This window comes from uncultured Tessaracoccus sp. (genome assembly GCF_947286155.1).
Lineage (GTDB): Bacteria > Actinomycetota > Actinomycetes > Propionibacteriales > Propionibacteriaceae > Arachnia.
In genome coordinates, this window is record NZ_CAMYPD010000021.1 from 21,232 (window position 1) to 44,664 (window position 23,433).

Below are 23,433 nucleotides of genomic sequence, written 5' to 3' on the forward strand. Positions count from 1 at the left end.
ATGGCTGTGCCCGGCGTGTTGATCCCCGCGTACAACGAGTCGCGCGGCATTGCAGCCACACTCGACGCGCTCGCCCGGCAGACGTGCCACGAGTTTCAGCTTGTGGTTGTCGACAACGCCTCCACCGACGACACCGCCGACGTCGTGCGGCGTTTCGCGACGTCGGCACCGTTTCCGGTCACGGTCCTGGCCGAGCCGGAGAAGGGAGTGGGCTGCGCCGCGGACACCGGTGCACGCTGGCTCATCTCCCGGGGCGCGCCGTGGTTTGCCCGCACGGACGCCGACTGTCTGCCAAGACCTGAATGGTTTGCCCACGCCCGGGAAGCGATCAGGGAGGCCGATCTGGTGTGCGGGGCAATCACCGCCCGTCGCGATGAGAACGGGTTGCCGGCGCGGCTTGTGTTTGCTGCCCAGGTGCGGCTGGCGGCGTGGTTCGGACGGTGGCGCCCGACCAATCGCGGGCCACAGTTTCTCACCCCCTACCGCATGCACGCCGGCAACAACATGGCAGTGCGCGCTGACGCCTACCTCGCCTCAGGTGGTTGGCTGCGGCGCGGCGCCCCCACGGACAGGCAATTTCTCAATGCGATGCGTGCCACGACGCCGCGCATCGTGCAGTGCCGCGGCATGGTCAGTGAGAACTCGACACGGCGGTTGAAGGCGATGGGTGTCGTCCAGACGGCACGCTGGTACCTGGACCAGGGCGCCGGCGGGAAGGAGGAGGACCCGCGATGAGTGAGCTGCTGCTGCAACGCGTGCTCGACGGGCTCGCCGATCGTCCCGACGACCCGGCCTTCCTGGGGCTCGATCGGATCTCGCGTGCAGAGTTCGCCGATCTGGTGCGGACGTACGCTGGCGGGCTGCGCAAACGCAAGGCCCGCAACTTCGTCCTCATGGCCCGCCCCGGCCCGGCCTCGTTCGCGCTCGCGCTCGCGGCGGTCGGCATGGGAGTCCGTATCGACCTTATCAGTCCCAAAGGCGGCACCGAGCTGGTGCAGAGCAGGCTTGAGGAGACGGTGCCGGACTTCGTCGTCGCTGAACCGGGGCTCAGATTCCTGCTCAAGGGGCCGGGCTGGCTGCGGCGCCCGGCAGGACTGCCGGACTGGAGGATCTGGCCGGAGATCATCTCCATCGACGATGTGGGTGGCGCGCAGGTGCGGCGCTATGGAGTGGAGGAGGACCAGTCTGCGCTGACGGTGTTCACCTCCGGCACCACCTCGCATCCGGTGGGCGTTGTGCACACGGCCGGTTCGTTGTCGGCGGGCGCGGAGATGGTCTCGACCCTCTTCGACGCCGATGCTCCGGGGCCCGTCATGGCGGGCACCTTCTTCGCGATGCTGCCGGCCTACGCGCTCGGCAAACCCATCGTGCTGCCCGCACGCAATCCCCGACGACTGGCCGGGCAGCTGCGGAAATGGCGTCCATCCCACACCTATCTGACCCCGCCCCAGTGGCGTGCCGCGCTGGCTGCAGGAGCCACGACGACCGGCCGCGTCTTCGCGGGCTCGGCCACAGTGACGGCCAATCTGCTCTCCCGGCTGCGCGCAGCCGGTGCTGACGAGGCGTGGGGAGTGTACGCAATGACCGAGGTCTTCCCGGCCGCGGTGATCGAGTCGCGCAACAAGCTCACCGACGACGCGCGCGGCGATCACGTGGGCCGGCTCTTCGACGGCGTGGACGCGCGCATCGAGGATGACGAGATCATCCTCTCCGGCCGCTCGATGGCCCCGAGATGCATCGATGGGGCATGGCGCGACGATGTCGCCACCGGCGACCTGGGCGTGCTCGAGGGCCGCGAGTTGTGGCTTCAAGGACGCCGCAAGGACATGATCCTTCGGGGCACAGACAACATCTACCCAGGCCTCTATGAGCCGAGGCTCACCGTCGAAGGGGTCGACGTCGCGCTCCTGCTCGGCGTACCCGCCGATGACGGGGACGAGGAGCTGGCATTGCTCGTGGATGCGGGAGCCCGCTCGGACAAGCTGCGCGGGGTGCTCCAACGCAGGGCTCGGGAGCTGGGGCTCGTCGTCGATCACATCATCTTCGACACCGTGCCCACCTCCGGCCGCTCGAACAAACCTGATCGTCAGGCAGCCCGGGCATTGGTGCAGCAGCACATCCGGAAGGGGCAGGGGCGCTGATGGGGAAGGCACGCATCCGCGACCGGTTCGTACACGTGGCCGCTCATCCGCTGGTGTTCGCGGCGCTCGGGATCGGCAGGCACACGGGCCTGCCGGGGCGACGGATCGTCGCCAGCGCTGAGGGTGTGCGTGGGGTCCTCACGAAGGTGCCGCTGGATCGCACCGACAAACACACCACCGGGGGGCTCGTGCGTGGCCAAGGCAGCGCAGGCGAGAGCTGGTTCGACGGGCACGGGAGCGCGCACCGGCAGTCCCGACGCGAGTTGGGGGCAGCGCTGACGGGTGCGGGGATCCGCGGGCTCGCCCGCCATTGGCAGCCCGTGTTGGATCAGTACGCGCAGGCGATGACCGCAGAGGCCGTCGACGTGGTGACGATGTCCCGCATCGTGTCGGGGCTCGTCACACTGGACCTGCTCAGCATGACTGCCGATCGTGAGCGTGCCCTGGCCCTCACCGCCGCTACACGTGTCGTCGCCGCCATCTCCGTGCGTGCTCACCTGGCCGGCGACACGTCCCGCAACCTCATGGCACCCCTGGAGAAGGAGTTTCCCGGGCTGGGGCCGAGCGAGGCGATGCTGGCCGTCGCTGCCACCACGACCATGATGAGTGCCATTCCCCGCGCGCTGGCTTGGTGCGCCGACGATGACCTTTTCCCGGACGCCCAGCGCGACCCGGAGGTGATGGCTGCCGAACTCGTGCGCGTGATCGCACCTTCGCCGCTGTTGCCGCGGATCGTCGGGGATGACAGCCAGGTTGAGGGACGCCCGGTGCGTCGGGGGCAACATCTGCTGCTGTACCTGCTGCCTGCGATTGCCCGACCGGAGCCGAGCGTGCATCATCCGCAGCCGCCGGCCCAGGCACAACTGGCATTCGGTGCGGGCTCCCACGCCTGTCCGGGCCGCGGATTGGCGCTGGCGATGATCGCGGACGCGCTGCGTACCTTCGCTCCCATCCGGCCCCGCGTCATACGTGCAGTCCCCGACGTCGGTGCCGGGCTGCCGCAGTGGAGGTCATTGTGGCTGCGCTGACGGTGGCCGTGACGGGGGCGAGCGGGTTCGTCGGCAGGCACGTGGCGCAGGCGCTGCGTCAGAGGCAGCACCGTGTCGTCGCGCTGGGCAGGACTCCGGTGCCGGGAGAGTTTCGACGGTGGGACGCCGCCTGCGAGACCCCGGACCTCAGCGGGTGCGACGCGGTGGTGCACTGCGCGGCAGCCGTGGGGGACACGGGCCAGGCGCGGCACTTCCGGGCGGTCAACGTCGAGGGCGCCAGCCGTCTGTTGGACGTGGTGGGGGAGCGCCCGGTGGTGTGGATGTCGAGTTCGTCTGTCTACTCCACACGCCAGCAGCGGCACCTAGCCGACGAGTCCCATCCGACGACCGAGGGCCACCTCGGCCACTACGGACGCACCAAGGCCGTGGGCGAGATGATGGCCCTGGCGCACGGCGCCGTGGTGTTGCGCCCGACGGCGGTCTACGGGCTCGACGAACGCCACCTGGTGCCGAGGCTACGGCGCCTGGTCAGGGGGCACACGCTGCTGCTGCCCGGTCCCGACGTGCAGCTGAGCCTCACCGACGTCAATGGGCTCGCCCGCGCTGCTGTGCAGGCACTTGCGTGGGCACCCGGGGCATACAACATCGCCGATCCTGAGCCGTATTCTCGCGACGACGTGCTCATCTCGGTGTTGGGGCAGGTGACGGGCCGGGCGCTGAGGCCGCTCAGGCTTCCGCTTTTGCCGGTAGAACTCATTGGCCCACGGCTGCCGGGCATCAACCGCTATTCGCTGGACCTCATCACCCACGAGCACACCTACGACGTGCGCAAGGCCCTCGCCGCCGGCTGGGATGCGGGCAAGGTGCGGGTGCACGATCTGGACTGGGCGCGGGTCGAGCCGCGTTGAGCGTCGCCGACGTGGCGGCTCAGGCGGGGGTCGTCGCTGTACCGGGCCGCCAGCTCGGCCTGCACGACTCAGGCCGAAACCCAGCCTACGCGGAATAAGGAGCACCGTAGATTAGGAATGCTGGAACCCACCTATTTTGGTGGGTTCCAGCATTCCTAATGCAGCTAGTTGCATAAGGCTGGCGCTATTCCCACTTCGAGACATGCGTCGTGATGTAGTTGGGTTCCTCGAGCTGACCCCATGCGAGCCGTGTATCTGAACACATGACGGAAGAGTAAGCATGTGGTGCTTTCATCGAGCTGAGCGTGCTCGTCGCGGTGTCAAAGATGAACACCTTGTCTCCTTCACTACCCACGGACGTGGGTGTGAAGGCCACCTTCCCGGAACACACAGCCAGTTCCCCGACTTCTGTGTTGACTGGGAGAGGGATGCGAGCGATCGGTGCACCGTTTGCGCGAACGATGATGATGTCATCTTGGATGAGTGCGGCCACTACGTCTCCGCCGGACGCCAACTCGGATACGCCCACACCTTCATCGTCCTCTGCATTGGCGGCGGAGTAACGAATGACGTTGGTGACGAGGCCGGATGTGTCAATGCGTACCACGCCTACTTCCTGATACTTCGTATCGTTGTGTGAATCAGGGGTGTTGTGCTCAAGCTGAACCGCGACGACGCCGTCATCGATAGCAGAGACATAGTAGCCGGAGGCAAGCATCTCCTTGGGTTCTCCTCCCGCTGGATCGGCTGCCAAGACCCGGACACCAAATGTCCCATCTTGTTGCTGCGTGGCTGTCCACCACCAAACCAGTCCAGCTGAGAGTTTGGGAACCGGATCTCCACCCAACAGCGGTACTTCGGATGCGCCGGAGGAAAGCTGATCCTCCGCAGCCGCAATGAGACGTGGCGTGCCACCGGATAGTCGTTGCGAGAAGAGACGCCAGTTAGATTGGCTCAAATCGGTGGAGCTCGTCTCCATCCATACAGCCCAGTTGTCGTCGATATCGCCAGCGTACGTTTGCCGAGCCAAGCCATCACTACGAATATGTGCTGTGCTGTCGAACAGCTTGGAGGATTGGTTGTCGTAGAGAAGGCCGACCCGTCCGCTCTTCACTATCTCCTCGGAATCTCTGTTCTCGCTGGGATCGAAGCTCACCAACGCGGCATTGGACGCGAGGGCGAGCACAATGCGATCAGGGTTTCCTGCAGGAGCTCGACCCAGTTTGACGATTTCGGGCAGTGTTATCGGGCTTGCAGACGACAGATCTACGATGGGAAACGAAATCGACGTTCCATGTGCATCATGGACTGTCACGCCGTGGTCATCCGTGCCGTGGCGTTGCGGCGTCGGTGCGCTCCTGGAGGCAGTCGCGTCGGAGGTGGGGGATGGCTCTGTGCCGCCGTTGGCGGAGTGGTGAGCGCCCTGTGGCTCAGGGCTCGGTTGAGGTGAAACCGAACAACCTTGCATCGAACACAATGAGAAAAGTGCAAGGGTTGCGACGGTCTGGAGCCGGGTGAACTTTGAATGCGACACAGCGTTCCTTAGTTTCAGCATCGATGGTGAACGCTAAGGGGGAGAGTACTGCGACTGCTCTCCTAAGCACATCAATTATAAAGCAGGCGTCTGCGGCAGGGCCGGGGGGGGTTAAGAACTCGCGCTCGCTTCGTCTTCCGGAGTGTTGGCGGCGAGCCGGGCGGCGATGATGCTGGAGGTGATGATCTGCGCCTGGTGGTAGATCATGAGTGGCACGACGAGCATGCCCACGATGGATGCGGGGAACAGCACGGACGCGATGGGTACGCCGGTCACGAGTGACTTCTTTGTGCCGCAGAACATGACGGCAATCTGATCTTCGCGTGGGAACCCGAGCCAGCCGGCGACGTGCCACGTCAACCACAACATCAGCGCGAGCAGGGGGAGCGTGAACGCCAACGTCACGAGCAGATCAGACCAGCTGAGCCGCCGCCACATGCCGCTGGCGAACATCTCAGAGAACGCACCGTAGACGATGAGCACGATCACCGCTTGGTCGAGGAGCTTCAGACGGTCTTTATGACGTGCCATGAACGTAGCCGTGAAGACGCGGGAGAGCTGGCCCAAGAAAAAGGGCAGCAGCAGCTGGACGAACACGTCGAGGGCAATCTGCCACGACAGCCCACCGCTGGCCGACGGGAAGAGCAGCATGACCAGCGCGGGCGTGAGCACCACACCCAACACATTCGACGCCGTAGCCGACATCATGGCCGCCGGCACGTTGCCGCCTGCCAGGGAGGTCATGTTGATCGACGACTGCACCGTCGACGGCGCTAGGCACAGGTACACGAGCCCGATCCGAACGGGGTCAGACACGAAACCGTCAGGCATGAGCAGCATCGGGGCGCCGATGAGGGGGAACAGCACGAACGTGAACGCCAGGATGGTGAGGTGCAGGCGCCAGTGCTTGATGCCCGCCAGCGTTTCCGCGGTGCTCAGTCGCGCGCCGTAGCCGAAGAACAGCACGAACACGGCCACCTTCGTGGCGAAGTCGTAGATCTCCGCTGGCCGCCCGGAAATGGGTACGATGATCGCCAGCGCCAGCGCGCCAAGGATGACGAGCGTCATCCGATCGATCTTGAACTTCACGGGGGCTCGACGCTACTCGGCGGCGTCTTCGTCGGCCATGCCAGGAGGTATGGCCGCGGTGAGCTTCGGGCTCACCGGCCAGTCGGCGGGGTAGCGCCAGTCAAGCTCGGCCACTTCCTTGTCGAGCTTGCGGCGAGCACGCGACGAGATGCGGTCGCCGTAGACGGTGCCGTTGAGGTGGTCGGTTTCATGCTGCAAGCAACGAGCGAGCAAGCCAGTGCCGACCACCTCAACGTCGTTGCCCGACGCGTCCTGCCCGCGGCAGACGGCGTAGTCGGGGCGGGAGACCGTCGCGTATCCACCCGGGTAGGAGAGGCAGCCTTCCTCCGATGAATCGAGCACGCGCTCCTTCCCTTCGGGCAGAGTGACCACCGGGTTGCACACCACCCCGCGCTGGATGTTCATGTCTGCGTCGGGGCACTCGTAGACGAAGACGGAGAGGTCGAGGCCCACCTGCGTGGCGGCCAGACCGACGCCTTCGGCAGCTTCCATCGTGGCGAACATGTCCCTCACCAGCTGCTGAAGCTCCTCATCAAACTGCTCCACAGGGCGCGTTTGCTGATGCATCACGGGCGTGCCCCAGCGGGTGATGGGGAGCACGGTGCCACCGGTGGTGAGGTCCGTCATTGTGAATCCTTGCCTTCGACGTTTTGCTCCGCCCATTATGCCGTCTCCCGTCGTAGTCTCGAATCTATGGCCGCCTGGGAAGCCCTGATCGAGGAGTACAGCGAACACCTCGCCATCGACCGTGGGCTCTCGCCGCACACCGTACGTGCCTACGGCGCTGACCTCCGCCTGCTCGCAGCCCACATCGACGATCCGCGCGCCGTCACGTTGACCACGCTCAGAACCTGGTTGGCTGACATGGCAGACCAAGGGACAGCCGCCTCGTCGATCCAGCGTCGGGTGGCGTGCGTGCGCGGCTACTTCGCCTGGGCGGCCAGAGAAGGGTTCATCGACGACGACCCCGCGCTCAGGCTGGTGGCGCCGAAGCGCTCACGTCGGCTGCCGAAGGTGCTGTCGCACGGGGAAATCGACGACGTCATGGCGAGCGCTACGACGCGCCTGGTGGAAAGCGACGACCCACTGGCCGCCCGCGATCGAGCCATCGTCGAGCTGCTGTATTCGAGCGGGCTGCGTATCTCGGAACTCACCAGCATCAAGATTCGGGACGTGGACGCCGAGCACCGCACGGTTCGCGTGATGGGCAAGGGCGCCAAGGAACGCGCAGTGCCGATGGGAGCACCGGCTGCTAGCGCCGTCGCGGCCTGGTTGGAGCGCCGCGACGAGGTGGCCACGCCGCGGAGCCCTGACACGCTTTTCCTCGGCGCGCGCGGGGGAGCGCTCGACCCACGGGTGGCTAGACGCGTCGTGCACGAAGCGACGGCCGCCGCCGGCCCCGGTGCGGAGATCGGCCCCCACGGGCTGCGGCACGCCATGGCGACGCACCTGCTCGACGGAGGCGCCGACCTGCGCAGCGTGCAAGAGATGCTGGGGCACGCGTCGGTGGCGACCACGCAGATCTACACCCACGTCACCTCCGAGCGCCTCCGGCAGGCCTTTCAGCAGGCCCATCCGCGCGCCTGACCAGCCGCGCCAACTCACCGCAACAACGTCAGCGGGTCGACGAGTGCCCCACCCTTCCACGCCATCCAGTGCAGATGGCACCCGGTGGAGTACCCGGTGGTGCCCACCACACCCACCTGCGCGCCCGCGTCGAGGTGTTGGCCGATCTGCACGTCGAAACGCGGCAGGTGGGCGTAGGCCGTGACGAGACCGTTCTCGTGACGCACGTGGACTCGTAGCCCGTATCCCCTGGTGGTATCGCGTTTGACCACCTCGCCTGCCCACGGCACATGGATGGGCGCGCCACACGCCGCTCCGAAATCCACCCCGTCGTGCAATTTGTAGATGCCGGTGACCGGGTGCACGCGCATGCCGAACTTCGACGTGACCGGCCCCCGCACAGGCGCCTGCCCAGGCGTAACCGGCTCGACACCCACCGTCGCAGCCGGCAACGCTGCCGGAACCACAGGCGCCGTCCCCATGGGTACCAGCCGTACTCGACGAAGTGTGAGGTAGGGGAGCGGATCGTGATAGTCGGTGCCGTCGGTGAGCCCCCAATGCAGGCAGGCGGGCGTGCAATGCCCCGGCTGCAGTGTGCCGATCACCTGGCCCGACGTCACCACCTCGCCCTTGCGCACGCTGCCGGAGACCGGCGTGTAGGTGGTGCGTAGTCCGTTGCCGTGATCGATGGATACCGACGGGCGCCCCGCGACGACGCCGGCGAAGTGCACGCGCCCTTGCGCGGCGGCGCGCACGGATGTGCCCGGGCTGGCCATGATGTCGACGCCGCGGTGGCCGGGGCCGTAGCGGTGGGCGGGCGCGTCGAAGCCGCGCACGACCGGGCCATCGACAGGCATCGTGAGTTCGAGGCCCGACGCATGGGCTGGGGTTGCGCTCCACGCCACGAGCAGGAGGAAGATGAGCAGTAGTTTCTTCATACCCTTTGTTATGGCAGCGACACGCCCGAAACTTGCACGCGAATTGAAATCTGTGGATAACTCTCGACGGATACCCGCACGGCAGCTGATGCGCTCGGCAGTTGGGGGCTGGCCGAGGTTCCGCTAGAATCGCACCCGCACCCGCACACGTGGGTGACTTCGCATGCGCTGCGGGCTTGCCCCGGTTGCTCAGTGGTCCCGTCTAGACGGGTTGGGCGCCGAGCGCATCAGGACTAACCACCGTGGGCGTCGCCCACCCGATATGAGGTTGTGCGCGCTGCGCCAACCGCGAAAGGAACGGCCATGGCCGTCGTAACCACGAGGCAGCTGCTGGAAAACGGCGTTCACTTCGGGCACCAGACCCGTCGTTGGAACCCCAAGATGAAGCGCTTCATCTTCACCGAGCGCAACGGCATCTACATCATCGACCTGCAGCTCTCCCTCACCTACATTGACAAGGCATTCAACTTCGTCAAGTCCACCGTCGCGCGAGGCGGACAGATCCTATTCGTCGGCACCAAGAAGCAGGCCCAGGGCAGCATCGCCGAGCAGGCCACCCGCGTCGGCATGCCCTACGTGAACCAGCGTTGGCTGGGCGGCATGCTCACGAACTTCGACACCGTCTCCAAGCGTGTGCAGCGCCTCAAGGAACTCGAGGCCATGGACTTCACCGACGTCGCCGCCTCCGGCCTCACCAAGAAGGAACTGCTCGGCCTCGAGCGCGAGAAGGACAAGCTGTCGAAGACCCTCGGCGGCATCCGCGACATGGGTAAGACCCCGCAGGCCGTCTGGGTGGTTGACACCAAGAAGGAGCACCTCGCCGTCGACGAGGCGCGCAAGCTGAACATCCCGATCGTTGGCATCCTCGACACCAACTGTGACCCCGACGAGGTCGACTACGCGGTGCCTGGCAACGACGACGCGATCCGCTCCGTCGCGCTGCTCACCCGCATCATCGCCGACGCCGTGGCCGAGGGCCTGATCGAGCGCTCGCAGGGCAAGACTGGCGAAGACTCCGAGGCCGAGCCCATGCCCGACTGGGAGCGCGAGCTGCTGGGTGCCGAAGACGAGGCCAAGCCTGCTGAGAAGCAGGACGAGGCTGAAGCCGCCGACGCTCCCGTCGCTGAAGAATCTGCCGAGATCGTCGAGGCGGCTGCCCCCGAGGCCGCTGCTGCGCAGGAACTGGCCGAGGAGCCTGCCAAGGCTGACGACGCCAAGTCTGAGACCGAGACCAAGTAACCAACCGACTCCACCAACGAGCAAGAACGGATTACGCAATGGCAATTACCGCCGCTGACGTGAAGAAGCTTCGCGACGCCACTGGCGCGGGCATGATGGACGCCAAGAAGGCCCTCACCGAGGCCAACGGCGATTTCGAGCAGGCCGTGGAGAACCTCCGTGTGCACGGCCTGGCCAAGATGGCAAAGCGCGCAGACCGCGAAGCCACCAACGGCATCGTCGCTGGCAAGGACGGCGTGCTCATCCAGCTCGCCGCTGAGACCGACTTCGTCGCCAAGAACGCCGAGTTCGTCGAACTGGCCGACAAGATCGTCGACACCGTTGCCGAGTCCGGCGCGGCCGACGTCGAGGCCACCAACGCCACGAAGTTCGACGACGGCACCGTCGAGGACGCTGTGAAGGCGCTCGGCGCGAAGACGGGCGAGAACCTGTCGCTCGCCAACGTCGCGAACTTCCAGGGCACCACGCACCTGTACCTCCACCGTCGCGCTTCCGACCTGCCCCCGCAGGTTGGCGTGCTCGTCGAGTACGAGGGTGGCGACGATGCGCTGGCTCACCAGGTGGCCATGCAGATTGCCGCCATGATGCCGACCTTCGTCTCCCGTGATGAGGTGCCGGAGGAGACGGTCGCCAACGAGCGTCGCATCGCCGAAGCCACCGCCGTCGAGGAAGGCAAGCCTGAGAAGGCTATCCCGCGGATCATCGAGGGCCGCCTGAACGGCTACTTCAAGGAAGTGTGCCTCGTCGACCAGCCTGCGGTGTGGGAAGACAAGCAGACCGTCGGCAACGTGCTCGACGCTGCTGGCATGAAGGTGCAGCGCTTCGTTCGCTTCGCTATCCAGGGCTGAGCCGAGGGGTTGTCCTCGCGAAACAGAGAAACACAGTAGAGTGGCGTGCGCCGCGTGGGATTCCCCGCGGCGCACGCGCACATCAGGAGGTCCTCACATGCCGCAGCCATTCCATCGTGTACTGCTCAAACTCTCCGGTGAGGTGTTTGGCGGTGGCAAGCTCGGGGTCGACCCCGTCGTGGTGTCACAAATCGCCAAGGAGATCGCCGACGTGGTGCGCGGGGGAACGCAAGTATCCGTCGTCGTGGGCGGTGGCAACTACTTCCGCGGTGCAGAGCTCTCGCAGTCCGGCATGGATCGCGACCGCGCCGACTACATGGGCATGCTCGGCACCGTCATGAACTGCCTCGCACTGCAAGACTTCTGCGAGAAGGCAGGCATCGAGACCCGCGTGCAGAGCGCAATCACCATGGGCCAGGTGGCCGAGTCGTACATTCCGCGTCGCGCGGAGCGCCACATGGAGAAGGGGCGGCTCGTCATCTTCGGTGCAGGCTCCGGCATGCCGTACTTCTCGACGGACACCGTCGCCGCCCAGCGGGCCCTGGAGATCGGCGCTGAGGTGCTGCTGATGGGCAAGAACGGCGTCGACGGGGTCTACGATTCCGACCCTCGCACCAACCCGGATGCCAAGAAATACGAGCACCTCAGCTACGCCGACTTCCTCAACAAAGACCTCAAGGTGGCCGACGCCACCGCCATTGCGCTGGCACGCGACAATGACCTCGATCTCATTTTCTTCAACTTGTCCAAGACTGGAAACATCGCCCGCGTCATTGCTGGTGAGGAAATCGGGACCACGGTCTCGAACTAACGAACAGGAAGGAGCGGTCGTCCATGATCGCCGAAACCGAGAAGGAAGCTACCAAGGCCATGGAGGCCGCGGTTGATTTCGCACGAGAAGACCTTGCCACCATCCGCACCGGACGTGCGCACCCGGCAATGTTCAACAAGCTGAACGCCGACTATTACGGCGCCCCGACGCCGCTGCAGCAGCTGGCGACGTTCACCTCGCCGGATGCGCGCACCATGCTCATCACCCCCTTCGACCGCAGCTCGATTGGCGCCATTGAGAAGGCCATCCGCGACGCCGACCTCGGCGTGAACCCCAGCAACGACGGCAACGCTATTCGCTGCGTCATGCCCACGCTGACGGAAGAACGTCGCAAGGAATACACCAAGCTCGCCAAGCAGAAGGCCGAGGACGCGCGCGTGGTGGTGCGCAACGCTCGACGCAACGCCATGGACGCGCTCAAGAAGGCTGAGAAGGACGGCGACATCAGCGAGGACGATCTCGCCCGCGCTGAGAAGTCCATCGACGGCATCACGAAGAAGCACGTCGACCAGGTGGACGAAATCCTGAAGCGTAAAGAGCAGGAGCTCCTCGAAATTTGAGGCCGCACCCAGTCGTCAAGCGCCCGGCGCCGAGTGCAGGCAGGAACCTTCCTGTCGCAATCGGCGTCGGTCTCGCGTTGCTGGCTCCCATCGTCGTGGGGCTGGTGTGGATCGACTGGATCTTCGTCGCCTACGTGACGCTGATGCTCTGCCTCGCGGTGGTAGAGGTCAGCCGTGCGCTGCGCCTCGTCGGTATGCATGTGGAGACGGTGCCCATCGTCATCGGAACGGCGCTGTGCCTGTCTGGTGTGTATTGGGTGGCCGCCAACCCTGACGTCGGGGTGTCTCCGATGACGGTCATCGTCTCAACGCTCGGCGGCACCGTGCTCGCCTGCATCGTGGCCAGGCTCTTTCGCTCCGAGCCGCTGGGATTCGTTCGCGACGTCTCCGCAAGCTCGTTCGTGATCGCCTACATTCCTCTCATTGGGCTCTTCGTGGCATTGCTCATGGCCCCCGACGACGGCTCGGCGCGCATCGCCACGTTGCTCGTCTGCGTCGTGCTATCAGACACCGGCGCCTACGCCACCGGCGTGCTGTTCGGCAAGCACAAGATGGCGCCCAAAATCAGCCCCAGTAAAACCTGGGAAGGGTTCGCGGGCGCCCTCATCTGGACGACGATCGGTGCCACGGTGTGCGCGCACTTCATGCTGCACATTGCCTGGTGGGTGGGTATTCCGCTCGGCATCCTCGTCGCCATCGCAGCGACGGTGGGTGACCTCACCGAGTCGCTGATCAAACGCGACGTGGGCGTGAAAGATATGTCGAATTGGCTGCCCGGCCACGGCGGCATCATGGATCGACTCGACTCGATGCTGATGGCTCTGCCTGTTGGGTGGTTCATCCTCAACCTGACGATGGGATCGTGACATGGAGCCTCGCAAACAGCTGCCCCTGGTCTTCGAAGCGCCACCGCGTGGTAAGCCGCCGAAGCACTGGTTTGATCTCTCCACCGACGAGCGCAAGGACGCCATCGTCGCCATGGGTCTCCCGCGATTTCGAGCCGACCAGATCTCGAGGCACGTCTTCGACCGTCTCGAAGACGACGCGAACAGCTTCACCGACGTGCCTGCCGCCATCCGAGCGGAGCTGGGGGACCAGCTGTTCCCTGAACTCCTCACTCAGGTTCGTCAGCAAACCGCAGACCAGGGCCGCACGGTGAAAACGCTGTGGCGCCTGTTCGACGGCTCGCTGCTCGAATCGGTACTCATGCGCTACCCGGGGCGCACCACGTTGTGCATCTCGTCGCAGGCAGGCTGCGGCATGGCGTGCCCGTTTTGCGCCACCGGTCAAGGCGGGCTCAGACGCAACCTCTCGCAGGCTGAAATCGTGGCGCAGGTGCTCGCAGCCAACCAGATGCTCGCCCAGGGCGTCATTCCGGAGACCACCGCGCGGCTCAACAACATCGTGTTTATGGGCATGGGTGAACCCCTGGCGAACTACAAGGCGGTGCTCGGCGCCATTCGCACCTTCGTCGCGCCAAGCCCCAACGGGTTCGGTATGAGCGCTCGCGGCATCACCGTCTCCACCGTCGGGCTGGTGCCGCGCATGCAGCAGCTCGTCGACGAAGGCCTCCCCATCACGTTGGCGCTCAGCCTGCATGCGCCCAACGATGAACTGCGTGACGAACTCGTGCCCATCAATTCGCGTTGGAAGGTCGACGAAGTGGTCGATGCCGCCTTCGAGTACGCGCAGCACACCAAGCGTCGCGTCTCTATCGAGTACGCGATGATGCGCGACATTAACGACTCCAAGGAGCACGCCATCCAGCTCGCCAACGTGCTGCAGCGACGGGGCGACTGGGGCTGGGTGCACGTCAACCTCATCCCGCTCAACCCGACGCCCGGGTCGCGGTGGACCGCGTCGCGCAAATCCGATGAGCGCACGTTCATCGAGGCCCTCGAAGCACGCGGTGTTCCCGTCACCCTTCGTGACACGCGCGGTTCCGACATCGACGGCGCGTGCGGGCAGCTGGCTGCCTCGGCGTCGTAGCGGGTGGGCAGGGTATCAGATTTTTGGCGGCTGTTTCACTCCGTGGACAGGCGCGGTTCCTAAGCGATGGCGATGGCCCACCCACCATTAGAGTGTGGCGCGGTTCAGCAACCGTTAGGAGAACTCATGGATCAAGCTCTCGAGGCAGTGTTCGACACTGTCGTCGCCCGAAACCCAGGCGAGGCCGAGTTTCATCAGGCTGTGCGCGAAGTCTTCGAGTCGTTGGATCCGGTGATCCACCGCCACCCCGAATACCTCGAATGGAAAATGCTGGAACGCATCTGCGAGCCCGAGCGCCAGATCATATTCCGCGTTCCGTGGACGGACGACAACAACGAAGTGCAGGTCAACCGCGGCTTCCGCGTCGAGTTCAACTCCGCCCTTGGCCCCTACAAAGGGGGCTTGCGCTTCCATCCGAGCGTGTACCTGGGTGTCATCAAGTTCCTCGGCTTCGAGCAGATCTTCAAAAACTCGCTGACTGGTTTGCCGATCGGTGGCGCCAAGGGCGGCTCCGATTTCGACCCTCACGGACGCTCCGAGGGCGAGATCATGCGCTTCTGCCAGTCGTTCATGACCGAGCTCTACCGCCATCTCGGCGAGTACACCGACGTGCCCGCAGGCGACATCGGTGTCGGTGGCCGCGAGATTGGGTTCCTGTTCGGGCAGTACAAGCGCATTACGAACCGTTACGAGGCCGGTGTGCTCACGGGTAAAGGCCTCGATTGGGGCGGCTCCCTGGTGCGCACCGAGGCGACGGGTTACGGCACGGTCTGGTTTGCCGAGGAGATGCTGAAGACGCGTGGTTCGTCCTTCGACGGCAAGACGGTCACCGTCTCCGGTTCGGGCAACGTCGCCATCTACGCCATCGAGAAGGCGCAAGAGCTCGGCGGCAAGGTGATCGGGTTCTCCGACAGCTCCGGCTACGTCGTCGACAAGGACGGCGTCGACCTGCAGCTGCTGAAGCAAGTCAAGGAAGTGGAGCGCGGACGCGTCTCCGACTACGTCGAACGCCGCGGCTCCGCCGAGCTGGTCACGTCGGGCAGCATCTGGAGCGTGCCGACGGACATCGCTATTCCGTGCGCAACGCAGAACGAATTGAATGGCGACGACGCCGCCAGCCTCATCAAGCATGGTGTCGAGGCGGTAGCGGAGGGCGCGAACATGCCGTCGACGCCGGAAGCCATCGAGGCGTTCAAGCAGGCCGGTGTGCTCTTTGGGCCGGCGAAGGCTGCGAACGCGGGCGGTGTCGCCACCTCGGCGCTGGAGATGCAGCAGAATGCGTCGCGCGATTCGTGGGACTTCGACTACACCGAGCGTCGACTGCACGAGATCATGGTCAACATTCACGAGCAGGTTGCGGAGACGGCGGAGAGCTACGGCATGCCTGGCGACTACGTCGCAGGTGCCAACATCGCAGGCTTCGCCAAGGTTGCCGAGGCGATGCACGCCTTCGGTGTGGTGTAGTAGCGCCGCTCAGTGCTCCCGCTGGCTGAGGTAGTGCTGGCAGCGGTCTTCATCGGGCTGGACGCCGTAGGACGCGAACAATTCGCCCCCGGCGTCCAGCCCGAAGTGGTTCGTCAACGACCATGATGCGACGGCGAGGTCGGCCCACGGATCTCCTGGCCCAAGCTGCCCGACGCCGACGAACCCGGCGAATGCGCCGTCGTCGGTGAGCAGTGCGTTGGACACCACCGGGTTGCCGTGGAGGAGTACGACATGGCTGCCCACATCGTCGGAAATCCATTCGGGAGGGTCGAAGAAGCACTGCGTGGGGTCGAGGGAGTGCAGCTGGGCGAGCCCTTCGCCGACGGCGGCGGCCACGCGTCGCGGCTCATCACGCCACTGATCGGCGGCCGCGGAGCACCCAGGCAGCGCCATGGTGGCGAGGACGAATCCATCGTCCAATTGGGCGTAGTCGACGATCGCAGGGCAGGCGAGTCGCCCGTACAGCCAGGACAGCCGTTCGGCCTCGTCGATGGGATCCTCATCGCAGTGCTTGGCGAACACGTCGGGGTGGTCGTCGCGCACGAGTTTGGCGGTGACGGCTCCCGTCGGGCCTTGCCACATCAGTGCTGCCACGTCGTAGTCGTGCGCGGCGGCCCACTGCGCGATGGTGGGCGGGCAGGGCGTTCCGGGGGCGGGTTTCGCGTCGAAAGACATGGTGTTCATCCTGCCATGGACCCGGGAAACGCAGCGCCTTTGCGGGGCGTGCCACACTGGGGCCGTGCGTACTGTAGTTCTCCTCGGATCCACCGGCTCGATCGGTACCCAAACGCTCGACGTCATCTCCACCAGGCGAAAGCAGTTCCAGGTGGTGGGCCTGTCGGCCTCGGGCGGGAATATCGCGACGCTCGCCCAGCAGGTCGTCGAGTTCGAGCCCGAGTGTGTCGCCCTCTCCCGCGCTGACAAGCTCGACGAGCTGCGCGAGGCGATTGCGGCGGAGAGCCAGCAGCGCGGCATCGCGCCGCACGAGCCGGAGTTTCTCGTCGGCCCGGACGCGTCGACGCGCCTGGCTGGCCGGGAGTGCGACGTGGTTGTTAACGCCATCACCGGGGCAGCCGGCCTCGAGCCGACGCTCGCCGTGCTCGAGCAGGGCACGACGCTGGCGCTGGCGAACAAGGAATCCCTGGTCATCGGGGGAAAGCTCGTCACGTCGGCAGCGAAGCCGGGGCAGATCGTCGCCGTCGATTCCGAGCACTCCGCCTTCGCGCAGGCATTGCGCAGCGGTCGGGGCGAGGAGGTGCGTCGGCTCATTCTCACGGCCAGTGGTGGGCCGTTCCGCGGGCGTACCCGGGCTGAGTTGCAGGCGGTCACGCCGGAGCAGGCCATGGCGCACCCGACCTGGAATATGGGGCGGGTTATCACCATCAATTCATCGACGCTGGTGAACAAGGGGCTCGAGCTGCTTGAAGCGGCGCTGCTCTACGACGTCGACCTCGACGACATCGTCGTGACGGTGCATCCGCAGTCGGTGGTGCACTCGATGGTGGAGTTTTGGGACGGCTCGACGATCGCCCAGGCCTCGCCGCCTGACATGCGCCTGCCCATCGGGTTGGCGCTCACCTGGCCCGACCGCCTCGAAGGATCCGCTGAGCCCTGCGACTGGTCGCGTGCTGCGCAGTGGACGTTCCAGCCCCTCGACGACGCCACCTTCCCGGCGGTCGAACTCGCTCGGCGCGCTGGCAAGGCCGGAGGCACTGCTCCGGCGGTGTTCAACGCAGCCAACGAGGCCTGCGTCGACGCCTTCTGCGACGGCCGCCTGTCGTTCCTCGGTATCACTGACACCATCGCCCGATGCCTCGACGAGCACCTCGCAAACGGGCATGTGAGCGACGATGCCCTCACCCTCGACGACGTGCTCGCCGCCGATCAGTGGGGACGCGCCCGCGCCGCGGCACTCGCGGGGGAGGGCCAGTGAGCGCACTCATCATCGTCGGGCTGGCCATTCTGTTCTTCGCCCTCATCATGGCGTCGATTGCGCTGCATGAGATTGGGCACCTCGTTCCGGCCAAAATCTTCGGCGTGAAAGTCACCGAATACTTCGTTGGCTTCGGTAAACGCATCTGGTCCACGCGCCGGGGCGAGACTGAGTATGGCCTCAAATGGATCCCATTGGGCGGCTACGTCAGGCTCGTCGGCATGTATCCGCCTGCGCGTCCAGGCCAGCGCAGAAACTGGCTCGCGCGCATGGCCGACGACGCGCGCGCCGCCGAGTGGGACGAGATCACGCCGGAGGACGACGGCCGCCTCGTCTACCAGCAGAAGACGTGGAAAAAGATCATCATCATGCTGGGCGGGCCAGCCATGAACATCCTGCTGGCCTTCCTCATCTTCCTCAGCATCAATCTGTTCCACGGCATGGCCGTGTCGACGACGACGGTCGCCGCCGTGAGCGAGTGCGTCGTCGCCGCTAACCGCTCCGACACCACGTGCAACGCCGACGATCCGCCCACCCCCGCACGCGAGGCCGGTATCCAGCCGGGTGACGTGATCGTCGCGTTCAACAAGCACGAGGTCTCGAGCTGGGAGCAGGTGAGCCAGCTCATCCGGGACAACCGCGACGGTGAGGCGCGCATCACGGTGCTGCGCGGCGGCGAGCGCATCGAGCTCCCCGCGGTGCACACGCGCCTCAACCACGTCCCCGATCAGCTCGATCCGACGCGCACCGTCGAGGCGGGTTTCCTCGGGGTGACCCCGACGCGCGAGATGCGTCGCGGCGGGCCGGGGGAGACCGTCGACCTCATGTGGACGATGACGAAACAATCCACCGTGGCGCTCGCGAGCCTGCCCGTCAGGGTGTACAACGTGGCGGCGGACGTGGTGACTGGCAAGCCGCGCGACGTGAATTCGCCGCTGTCGATCGTCGGCGCATCTCGGATTGCGGGGGAGATCGGCGCCGATGAGTCGCTGTCGTGGGGCGACAAGGCCGCTACCTGGTTCTCGCTGTTGGGATCGGTGAACCTTTTCGTCGCGTTGTTGAACCTCGTCCCGCTGTTGCCGCTCGACGGCGGGCACATCGCTGGGGCGATCATCGAGTGGCTGCGCAGGCAGTGGTGCAAGCTGCGCGGGAAACCAGATCCGGGCCCGCTCGATACGGCCAAGGGACTGCCCATGATCTTCATCGTCGGCGGATTGCTGCTGATCTGCGGGCTGGTGTTGATCGTCGCAGACCTTGTGTCGCCGTTGCAGCTGCAGTGAGGGGGCTAGACTCAGCTTCATGACCGTGAGCCTTGGCATGCCAGCACCCGCACCAGTCACCATCAGCCCCCGACGCAAGTCCCGGCAGATTCGGGTCGGGAAGGTGCTCGTGGGTGGGGACGCACCCGTATCCGTGCAGTCCATGTGCACGACGAAGACCACCGACATTAACGCCACGCTGCAGCAGATCGCTGAGCTGACGGCTGCCGGCTGTGACATCGTCCGTGTCGCTTGCCCCAGTCAAGACGATGCCGACGTGCTGCACATCATTGCGAAGAAGTCGCAGATCCCGGTGATCGCCGACATCCATTTCCAGCCCCGCTACGTGTTTCAGGCCATTGAGGCGGGGTGCGCGGCGGTGCGCGTCAACCCTGGCAACATCCGAAAGTTCGACGATCAGGTGGCCGAGATCGCGAAGGCAGCCGAGGACGCGGGCGTGTCCATCCGCATTGGCGTGAACGCCGGGTCGCTCGACAAGCGTCTCCTCAACAAGTACGGGGCGCCGACGGCGGAAGCCCTCGTCGAATCCGCGATGTGGGAGGCCTCGCTGTTCGAAGAGGTGGGCTTCCGAGACTTCAAGATCTCCGTGAAGCACAACGACCCGGTGGTCATGGTGCAGGCCTACCAGCAGTTGGCGGAACAGTGCGATTACCCGCTGCACCTCGGCGTGACGGAGGCAGGCCCGGCATTCCAGGGCACCATCAAGTCGTCCGTCGCGTTCGGCGCGCTGCTCAGCCAGGGCATCGGCGACACCATCCGTGTGTCGCTCTCCGCGCCGCCGGTGGAAGAGGTGAAGGTGGGCGTCAAGATTCTGGAGTCGCTGAATCTTCGCCCACGCAAGCTCGACATCGTGAGCTGCCCGTCGTGTGGGCGCGCACAGGTTGACGTATTCACCCTGGCCGAGCAGGTCACCGAGGGCCTCGAAGGGCTTGAGGCTCCGCTGCGCGTGGCCGTGATGGGCTGCGTCGTCAACGGCCCCGGCGAGGCTCGCGAGGCTGACCTCGGCGTCGCATCTGGCAACGGCAAGGGGCAGATCTTCGTGAAAGGCGAGGTCATCAAGACCGTCCCTGAGGAAGACATCGTCGAGACGCTGCTGGCCGAAGCGCGACGCATCGCCGACGAGATGGGCGAGGTCGGCAGCCCGCAGGTGTCGGTGTCCTGAGAGCGTTCTGGAACCAGGCACCCATGGCTGGACGGCTCCGCGTTCTGCGCTCCGACGAGACGAACCTGGCCTTGGCGTTCCTCGAGTCGTCGCCGCACGAGAACCTCTTTCTCACGTCCCGGATTGGGCAGGCCGGCGCGGATCGTTGTCGCCTAGGCAGGCTGCTTGCGTACTTCGACCGCGACGATCAGATTCGCGGCATCTGCCTCGACGGCGGCACCATCTTCGTCACCACCACCGACCCCGCAGCGCTGCCGCTGTTCGTCGATGAGCTCGGAGATTATCGTCGGGCTACGTCGATCGTCGGCCCGAGCTTTGCCGCGCTCGGGCTGTTCACGGGGTTGTCGCAGCGCTTCGGGGAGATGTGGAGCACCTGCAGCAATGTGCGTCGCAAGCAGCCGCTCATGGTGCTCGACGAGCCGGTCGCCGTCGACGGTGACCCGCGCGTGCAGCAGCTCGACGAGGGCGTGTTCCAGGCGTATCTCGATGCTTCTGTCGACATGTACACCGGCGAGATTGGCTCGTCGCCGTTCAAGTACGGGCCTGGGTACGAAACCTTCGTGCTTGATCGTCTCCGCCAAGGCGACGCCTACGGCATCGTCGAAGACGACGAGGTGGTCTTCAAGGCTGACCTCGGCCCTCGCCATCGCAACCAAGTGCAGTTGCAGGGCGTGTGGGTGCGCCCTGACCTACGAGGGCAGGGCCTCTCGACGCGAGCGCTGGCGCAGATGATGACGCTCGTGCAGCGGCGCTACCCGGTGGTGTCACTGTATGTGAACGACTTCAACGTGCCTGCGCTGCGTAGCTACGATCGGCTCGGCTTCCGTACCGTCGGCAGCCTCTCGACGGTGCATTATTGAGCGTGCTGTGATGCGGTCACCGCAAGACTGCGGGGTAACGGGCTACAGTTGCGTGCGTGATTACTCGACTTTCTTCGCTCTTCGTTCGCACACTGCGCGACGACCCGGCCGAGGCTGAGGTTGCCAGCCACAAGCTGCTCGTGAGGGCCGGCTACGTTCGCCGCGCCGCCCCGGGAATCTACTCGTGGCTCCCGCTCGGGTGGAAAGTGCTGCGCAAGGTGGAAGCCATCGTGCGCGAAGAAATGGATGCGATCGGGGCGCAGGAGGTGCACTTCCCGGCGCTCCTGCCGCGCGAACCCTACGAAGCCACCGGACGGTGGACTGACTACGGCGACAACCTCTTCCGCCTGCAGGACCGCCGCAAGGTGGACATGCTGCTTGGGCCCACCCACGAGGAAATGTTCACCCTGCTGGTGAAGGACCTCTACAACTCCTACAAAGACCTGCCGCTGCACCTGTACCAGATTCAGACGAAGTACCGCGACGAGGCCCGTCCCAGGGCTGGCTTGCTGCGCGGGCGCGAGTTCGTGATGAAGGATTCGTACTCCTTCGACGTCACCGACGAAGGGCTCGAGGCCAGCTACCAGCTGCACCGTCAGGCATATCAGCGCATCTTCGACCGGCTCGGCCTCGAATACGTCATCGTCTCCGCGATGGCGGGCGCGATGGGCGGGTCCGCGTCGGAGGAATTCCTGGCCGTCTCGCCCATCGGCGAGGACACGTTTGTACGCTCGCCGGGTGGCTACGCCGCGAACGTCGAGGCCGTGCGCATTCCCGCACCCGAACCGCTCTCGCTCGACGGCATCCCCGCCGCGCAGGTGCACCCCACCCCGGATTCCGCGACGATTGAGACGCTCGTCGACCAGGCCAACTCGCTGTTCCCGCGTGACGACAGGCCATGGGAGGCCGCCGACACGCTGAAGAACGTCGTCGTCATGCTGGCGCACCCCGACGGCATCCGCGAACCCCTCGTCATCGGGCTGCCGGGCGACCGCTCCGTTGACGAGAAACGCCTCGAAGCCGCCGTCGCGCCCGCCGAGGTGCAGGACTTCGGCGATGAGGACTTCCGCAACCATCCCGCGCTGGTCAAGGGCTACATCGGCCCGGTCAAAGACGGCGAGAAGATTCTGGGCGAGGATTCCCAGTCGAAGATCCGCTACTTGTGCGATCCGCGCGTGGTGACGGGCACGCGCTGGCTGACCGGCGCCAACATCGACGGGCATCACGTGGTCGACCTCACCGTCGGACGTGATTTCACGCCCGACGGCGTGATCGACGTGGCTGAAGTGCGCGAAGGTGACCCCTCGCCCGACGGGTCCGGTCCGCTCACGCTTGAGCGCGGCATCGAGATGGGGCACATCTTCCAGCTCGGCCGCCGCTATGCCGAGGCGCTCGGGCTGAAGGTGCTCGACGAGAACGGCAAGCTCGTGACCGTCACCATGGGCTCGTACGGCATCGGTGTCTCGCGCGCGATTGCCGCCGTCGCCGAAGCCACGCACGACGAGCTCGGCCTGTGCTGGCCGCTCGAACTGGCTCCGTTCCAGGTGCAGGTGGTGGCGACGGGCAAGGACGCAGCCATCTTCGAGGAGGCCGAACGCATCGCGACGGCGCTCGACGAGCGCGGCGTCGAGGTACTCTACGACGACCGCAAGGCCAGCCCTGGCGTGAAGTTCAAGGATGCCGAGCTCATGGGCATGCCCATCATCGTGGTGGTCGGGCGCGCGTTGGCCGACGGCATCGTCGAGCTGCGCGACCGGCGCACGGGGGAGAAGCGCGAGATCCCCGTCGAGAACATCGTCGACGAAGCCCACGCGCTCGCTCGTCCGTAGCAACACGCGAAGATAGATCAAGTTCGTGGCGCGTCTGCCCACCATGAACTTGATCTATCTTGGGCGGCGCGGTCAGCCCTCCGACGGTTAAGTACGCAGTGGCACAAGCTGGCCGACGGGCTGTACATCGTGGGCGAGGTGACATGGCACGCCTTCGCGTGGGCGGCGCTCCTGCGCGGCGGGGCGTCCGCGTCGTTGGGCGGTGGCGCGGCGTGTTATCTGCACGGGCTGATTCAACGCGAGCCCGACTC

At 65.6% G+C, this 23,433-nt stretch carries 22 protein-coding genes; 17 read left to right on the forward strand and 5 right to left on the reverse strand.

Features of this window, described 5'->3' with window-relative positions; all coding sequences use genetic code 11:
* The 4 genes from Q0X68_RS06945 to Q0X68_RS06960 are packed head-to-tail and all read left to right on the forward strand — an operon-like array spanning position 1 to position 4,038.
* Complete coding sequence (locus tag Q0X68_RS06945; RefSeq protein ID WP_297749524.1) at positions 1-735, forward strand: glycosyltransferase family A protein; 735 nt, start codon at positions 1-3, stop codon at positions 733-735.
* Positions 732-2,141 (forward strand): class I adenylate-forming enzyme family protein, encoded by a 1,410-nt coding sequence (locus tag Q0X68_RS06950; RefSeq protein WP_297749462.1) that lies wholly within the window; start codon positions 732-734, stop codon positions 2,139-2,141. The genes Q0X68_RS06945 and Q0X68_RS06950 overlap by 4 nt, the downstream gene beginning before the upstream one ends.
* On the forward strand, positions 2,141-3,169 hold the full coding sequence (locus tag Q0X68_RS06955; RefSeq protein ID WP_297749464.1) for a cytochrome P450: 1,029 nt from the start codon (positions 2,141-2,143) through the stop codon (positions 3,167-3,169). Before Q0X68_RS06950 ends, Q0X68_RS06955 begins: the two co-directional genes overlap by 1 nt.
* Positions 3,145-4,038, forward strand: coding sequence for an NAD(P)-dependent oxidoreductase (locus tag Q0X68_RS06960; protein WP_297749467.1), 894 nt, complete (start codon positions 3,145-3,147; stop codon positions 4,036-4,038). The genes Q0X68_RS06955 and Q0X68_RS06960 overlap by 25 nt, the downstream gene beginning before the upstream one ends.
* Before the next feature lie 184 nt (positions 4,039-4,222).
* Here Q0X68_RS06960 and Q0X68_RS06965 read toward each other — a convergent pair whose 3' ends face one another.
* From Q0X68_RS06965 to def, 3 genes are all read right to left on the reverse strand, one after another.
* A complete protein-coding gene (locus Q0X68_RS06965; protein ID WP_297749470.1) occupies positions 4,223-5,353 on the reverse strand; it encodes a hypothetical protein in 1,131 nt (376 codons plus the stop codon).
* 330 nt (positions 5,354-5,683) lie between these two features.
* Complete coding sequence (locus Q0X68_RS06970) at positions 5,684-6,661, reverse strand: bile acid:sodium symporter family protein (protein ID WP_297749473.1); 978 nt, start codon at positions 6,659-6,661, stop codon at positions 5,684-5,686.
* A 12-nt stretch (positions 6,662-6,673) separates the two neighbouring features.
* Positions 6,674-7,288 carry a peptide deformylase gene (def, locus tag Q0X68_RS06975; protein ID WP_297749476.1) on the reverse strand — a complete coding sequence of 205 codons (615 nt, stop codon included), beginning with the start codon at positions 7,286-7,288 and terminating at the stop codon, positions 6,674-6,676.
* A gap of 66 nt (positions 7,289-7,354) precedes the next feature.
* Between def and Q0X68_RS06980 the strand changes: the two genes are divergently transcribed.
* Positions 7,355-8,248 carry a tyrosine recombinase XerC gene (locus tag Q0X68_RS06980; RefSeq protein WP_297749479.1) on the forward strand — a complete coding sequence of 298 codons (894 nt, stop codon included), beginning with the start codon at positions 7,355-7,357 and terminating at the stop codon, positions 8,246-8,248.
* Positions 8,249-8,262: 14 nt separating this feature from the next.
* Here the strand turns inward: Q0X68_RS06980 and Q0X68_RS06985 are convergent, their stop codons facing one another.
* Positions 8,263-9,165 carry a peptidoglycan DD-metalloendopeptidase family protein gene (locus Q0X68_RS06985; protein WP_297749482.1) on the reverse strand — a complete coding sequence of 301 codons (903 nt, stop codon included), beginning with the start codon at positions 9,163-9,165 and terminating at the stop codon, positions 8,263-8,265.
* A gap of 303 nt (positions 9,166-9,468) precedes the next feature.
* Here Q0X68_RS06985 and rpsB point away from each other — a divergent pair, with 303 nt between their 5' ends.
* The 7 genes from rpsB to gdhA all read left to right on the forward strand — a co-directional run bounded on the left by rpsB (position 9,469) and on the right by gdhA (position 16,097).
* Positions 9,469-10,404, forward strand: a complete 936-nt coding sequence (gene rpsB, locus Q0X68_RS06990; protein ID WP_297749485.1) for a 30S ribosomal protein S2 — start codon at positions 9,469-9,471, stop codon at positions 10,402-10,404.
* 38 nt (positions 10,405-10,442) lie between these two features.
* Positions 10,443-11,252 (forward strand): translation elongation factor Ts, encoded by an 810-nt coding sequence (tsf, locus tag Q0X68_RS06995; RefSeq protein ID WP_297749488.1) that lies wholly within the window; start codon positions 10,443-10,445, stop codon positions 11,250-11,252.
* 97 nt (positions 11,253-11,349) lie between these two features.
* Positions 11,350-12,063, forward strand: a complete 714-nt coding sequence (gene pyrH, locus Q0X68_RS07000; RefSeq protein WP_297749491.1) for a UMP kinase — start codon at positions 11,350-11,352, stop codon at positions 12,061-12,063.
* A 23-nt stretch (positions 12,064-12,086) separates the two neighbouring features.
* Entirely contained in the window at positions 12,087-12,644 is a 558-nt protein-coding gene (gene frr, locus Q0X68_RS07005) for a ribosome recycling factor (protein ID WP_366127930.1), read from the forward strand.
* On the forward strand, positions 12,641-13,510 hold the full coding sequence (locus Q0X68_RS07010) for a phosphatidate cytidylyltransferase (protein ID WP_297749494.1): 870 nt from the start codon (positions 12,641-12,643) through the stop codon (positions 13,508-13,510). The genes frr and Q0X68_RS07010 overlap by 4 nt, the downstream gene beginning before the upstream one ends.
* A gap of 1 nt (position 13,511) precedes the next feature.
* Entirely contained in the window at positions 13,512-14,633 is a 1,122-nt protein-coding gene (gene rlmN, locus Q0X68_RS07015) for a 23S rRNA (adenine(2503)-C(2))-methyltransferase RlmN (protein WP_297749497.1), read from the forward strand.
* A 126-nt stretch (positions 14,634-14,759) separates the two neighbouring features.
* Positions 14,760-16,097 carry an NADP-specific glutamate dehydrogenase gene (gdhA, locus tag Q0X68_RS07020; RefSeq protein ID WP_297749500.1) on the forward strand — a complete coding sequence of 446 codons (1,338 nt, stop codon included), beginning with the start codon at positions 14,760-14,762 and terminating at the stop codon, positions 16,095-16,097.
* Between the two features lie 9 nt (positions 16,098-16,106).
* Here the strand turns inward: gdhA and Q0X68_RS07025 are convergent, their stop codons facing one another.
* Positions 16,107-16,793: a phosphotransferase gene (locus Q0X68_RS07025; protein WP_297749503.1), complete on the reverse strand. Its 687-nt coding sequence runs from the start codon at positions 16,791-16,793 to the stop codon at positions 16,107-16,109.
* Between the two features lie 64 nt (positions 16,794-16,857).
* Between Q0X68_RS07025 and dxr the strand changes: the two genes are divergently transcribed.
* Genes dxr through Q0X68_RS07050 form a run of 5 tightly spaced genes read left to right on the forward strand, consistent with a single transcriptional unit; the run spans position 16,858 to position 23,182 of the window.
* Positions 16,858-18,051 (forward strand): 1-deoxy-D-xylulose-5-phosphate reductoisomerase, encoded by a 1,194-nt coding sequence (dxr, locus tag Q0X68_RS07030; protein ID WP_297749506.1) that lies wholly within the window; start codon positions 16,858-16,860, stop codon positions 18,049-18,051.
* Positions 18,048-19,331 carry an RIP metalloprotease gene (locus Q0X68_RS07035; protein ID WP_297749509.1) on the forward strand — a complete coding sequence of 428 codons (1,284 nt, stop codon included), beginning with the start codon at positions 18,048-18,050 and terminating at the stop codon, positions 19,329-19,331. The genes dxr and Q0X68_RS07035 overlap by 4 nt, the downstream gene beginning before the upstream one ends.
* Before the next feature lie 19 nt (positions 19,332-19,350).
* A complete protein-coding gene (gene ispG / locus Q0X68_RS07040) occupies positions 19,351-20,493 on the forward strand; it encodes a flavodoxin-dependent (E)-4-hydroxy-3-methylbut-2-enyl-diphosphate synthase (protein WP_297749512.1) in 1,143 nt (380 codons plus the stop codon).
* Between the two features lie 23 nt (positions 20,494-20,516).
* On the forward strand, positions 20,517-21,353 hold the full coding sequence (locus tag Q0X68_RS07045) for a DUF4081 domain-containing GNAT family N-acetyltransferase (RefSeq protein WP_297749515.1): 837 nt from the start codon (positions 20,517-20,519) through the stop codon (positions 21,351-21,353).
* 56 nt (positions 21,354-21,409) lie between these two features.
* Positions 21,410-23,182: a proline--tRNA ligase gene (locus Q0X68_RS07050; protein ID WP_297749518.1), complete on the forward strand. Its 1,773-nt coding sequence runs from the start codon at positions 21,410-21,412 to the stop codon at positions 23,180-23,182.
* The last annotated feature ends 251 nt before the right edge of the window (positions 23,183-23,433 follow it).

Excerpts from the sequence above, each read along its gene's own strand:
- rpsB (WP_297749485.1), top strand. The coding sequence starts at position 9,469 with ATGGCCGTCGTAACCACGAGGCAGCTGCTGGAAAACGGCGTTCACTTC.
- ispG (WP_297749512.1), top strand. The coding sequence starts at position 19,351 with ATGACCGTGAGCCTTGGCATGCCAGCACCCGCACCAGTCACCATCAGC.
- Q0X68_RS06980 (WP_297749479.1), top strand. The coding sequence starts at position 7,355 with ATGGCCGCCTGGGAAGCCCTGATCGAGGAGTACAGCGAACACCTCGCC.
- Q0X68_RS07025 (WP_297749503.1), bottom strand. The coding sequence starts at position 16,793 with ATGTCTTTCGACGCGAAACCCGCCCCCGGAACGCCCTGCCCGCCCACC.
- Q0X68_RS06985 (WP_297749482.1), bottom strand. The coding sequence starts at position 9,165 with ATGAAGAAACTACTGCTCATCTTCCTCCTGCTCGTGGCGTGGAGCGCA.
- gdhA (WP_297749500.1), top strand. The coding sequence starts at position 14,760 with ATGGATCAAGCTCTCGAGGCAGTGTTCGACACTGTCGTCGCCCGAAAC.
- Q0X68_RS06950 (WP_297749462.1), top strand. The coding sequence starts at position 732 with ATGAGTGAGCTGCTGCTGCAACGCGTGCTCGACGGGCTCGCCGATCGT.
- rlmN (WP_297749497.1), top strand. The coding sequence starts at position 13,512 with ATGGAGCCTCGCAAACAGCTGCCCCTGGTCTTCGAAGCGCCACCGCGT.
- Q0X68_RS06955 (WP_297749464.1), top strand. The coding sequence starts at position 2,141 with ATGGGGAAGGCACGCATCCGCGACCGGTTCGTACACGTGGCCGCTCAT.
- tsf (WP_297749488.1), top strand. The coding sequence starts at position 10,443 with ATGGCAATTACCGCCGCTGACGTGAAGAAGCTTCGCGACGCCACTGGC.
- Q0X68_RS06945 (WP_297749524.1), top strand. The coding sequence starts at position 1 with ATGGCTGTGCCCGGCGTGTTGATCCCCGCGTACAACGAGTCGCGCGGC.
- frr (WP_366127930.1), top strand. The coding sequence starts at position 12,087 with ATGATCGCCGAAACCGAGAAGGAAGCTACCAAGGCCATGGAGGCCGCG.
- pyrH (WP_297749491.1), top strand. The coding sequence starts at position 11,350 with ATGCCGCAGCCATTCCATCGTGTACTGCTCAAACTCTCCGGTGAGGTG.
- def (WP_297749476.1), bottom strand. The coding sequence starts at position 7,288 with ATGACGGACCTCACCACCGGTGGCACCGTGCTCCCCATCACCCGCTGG.
- Q0X68_RS07045 (WP_297749515.1), top strand. The coding sequence starts at position 20,517 with ATGGCTGGACGGCTCCGCGTTCTGCGCTCCGACGAGACGAACCTGGCC.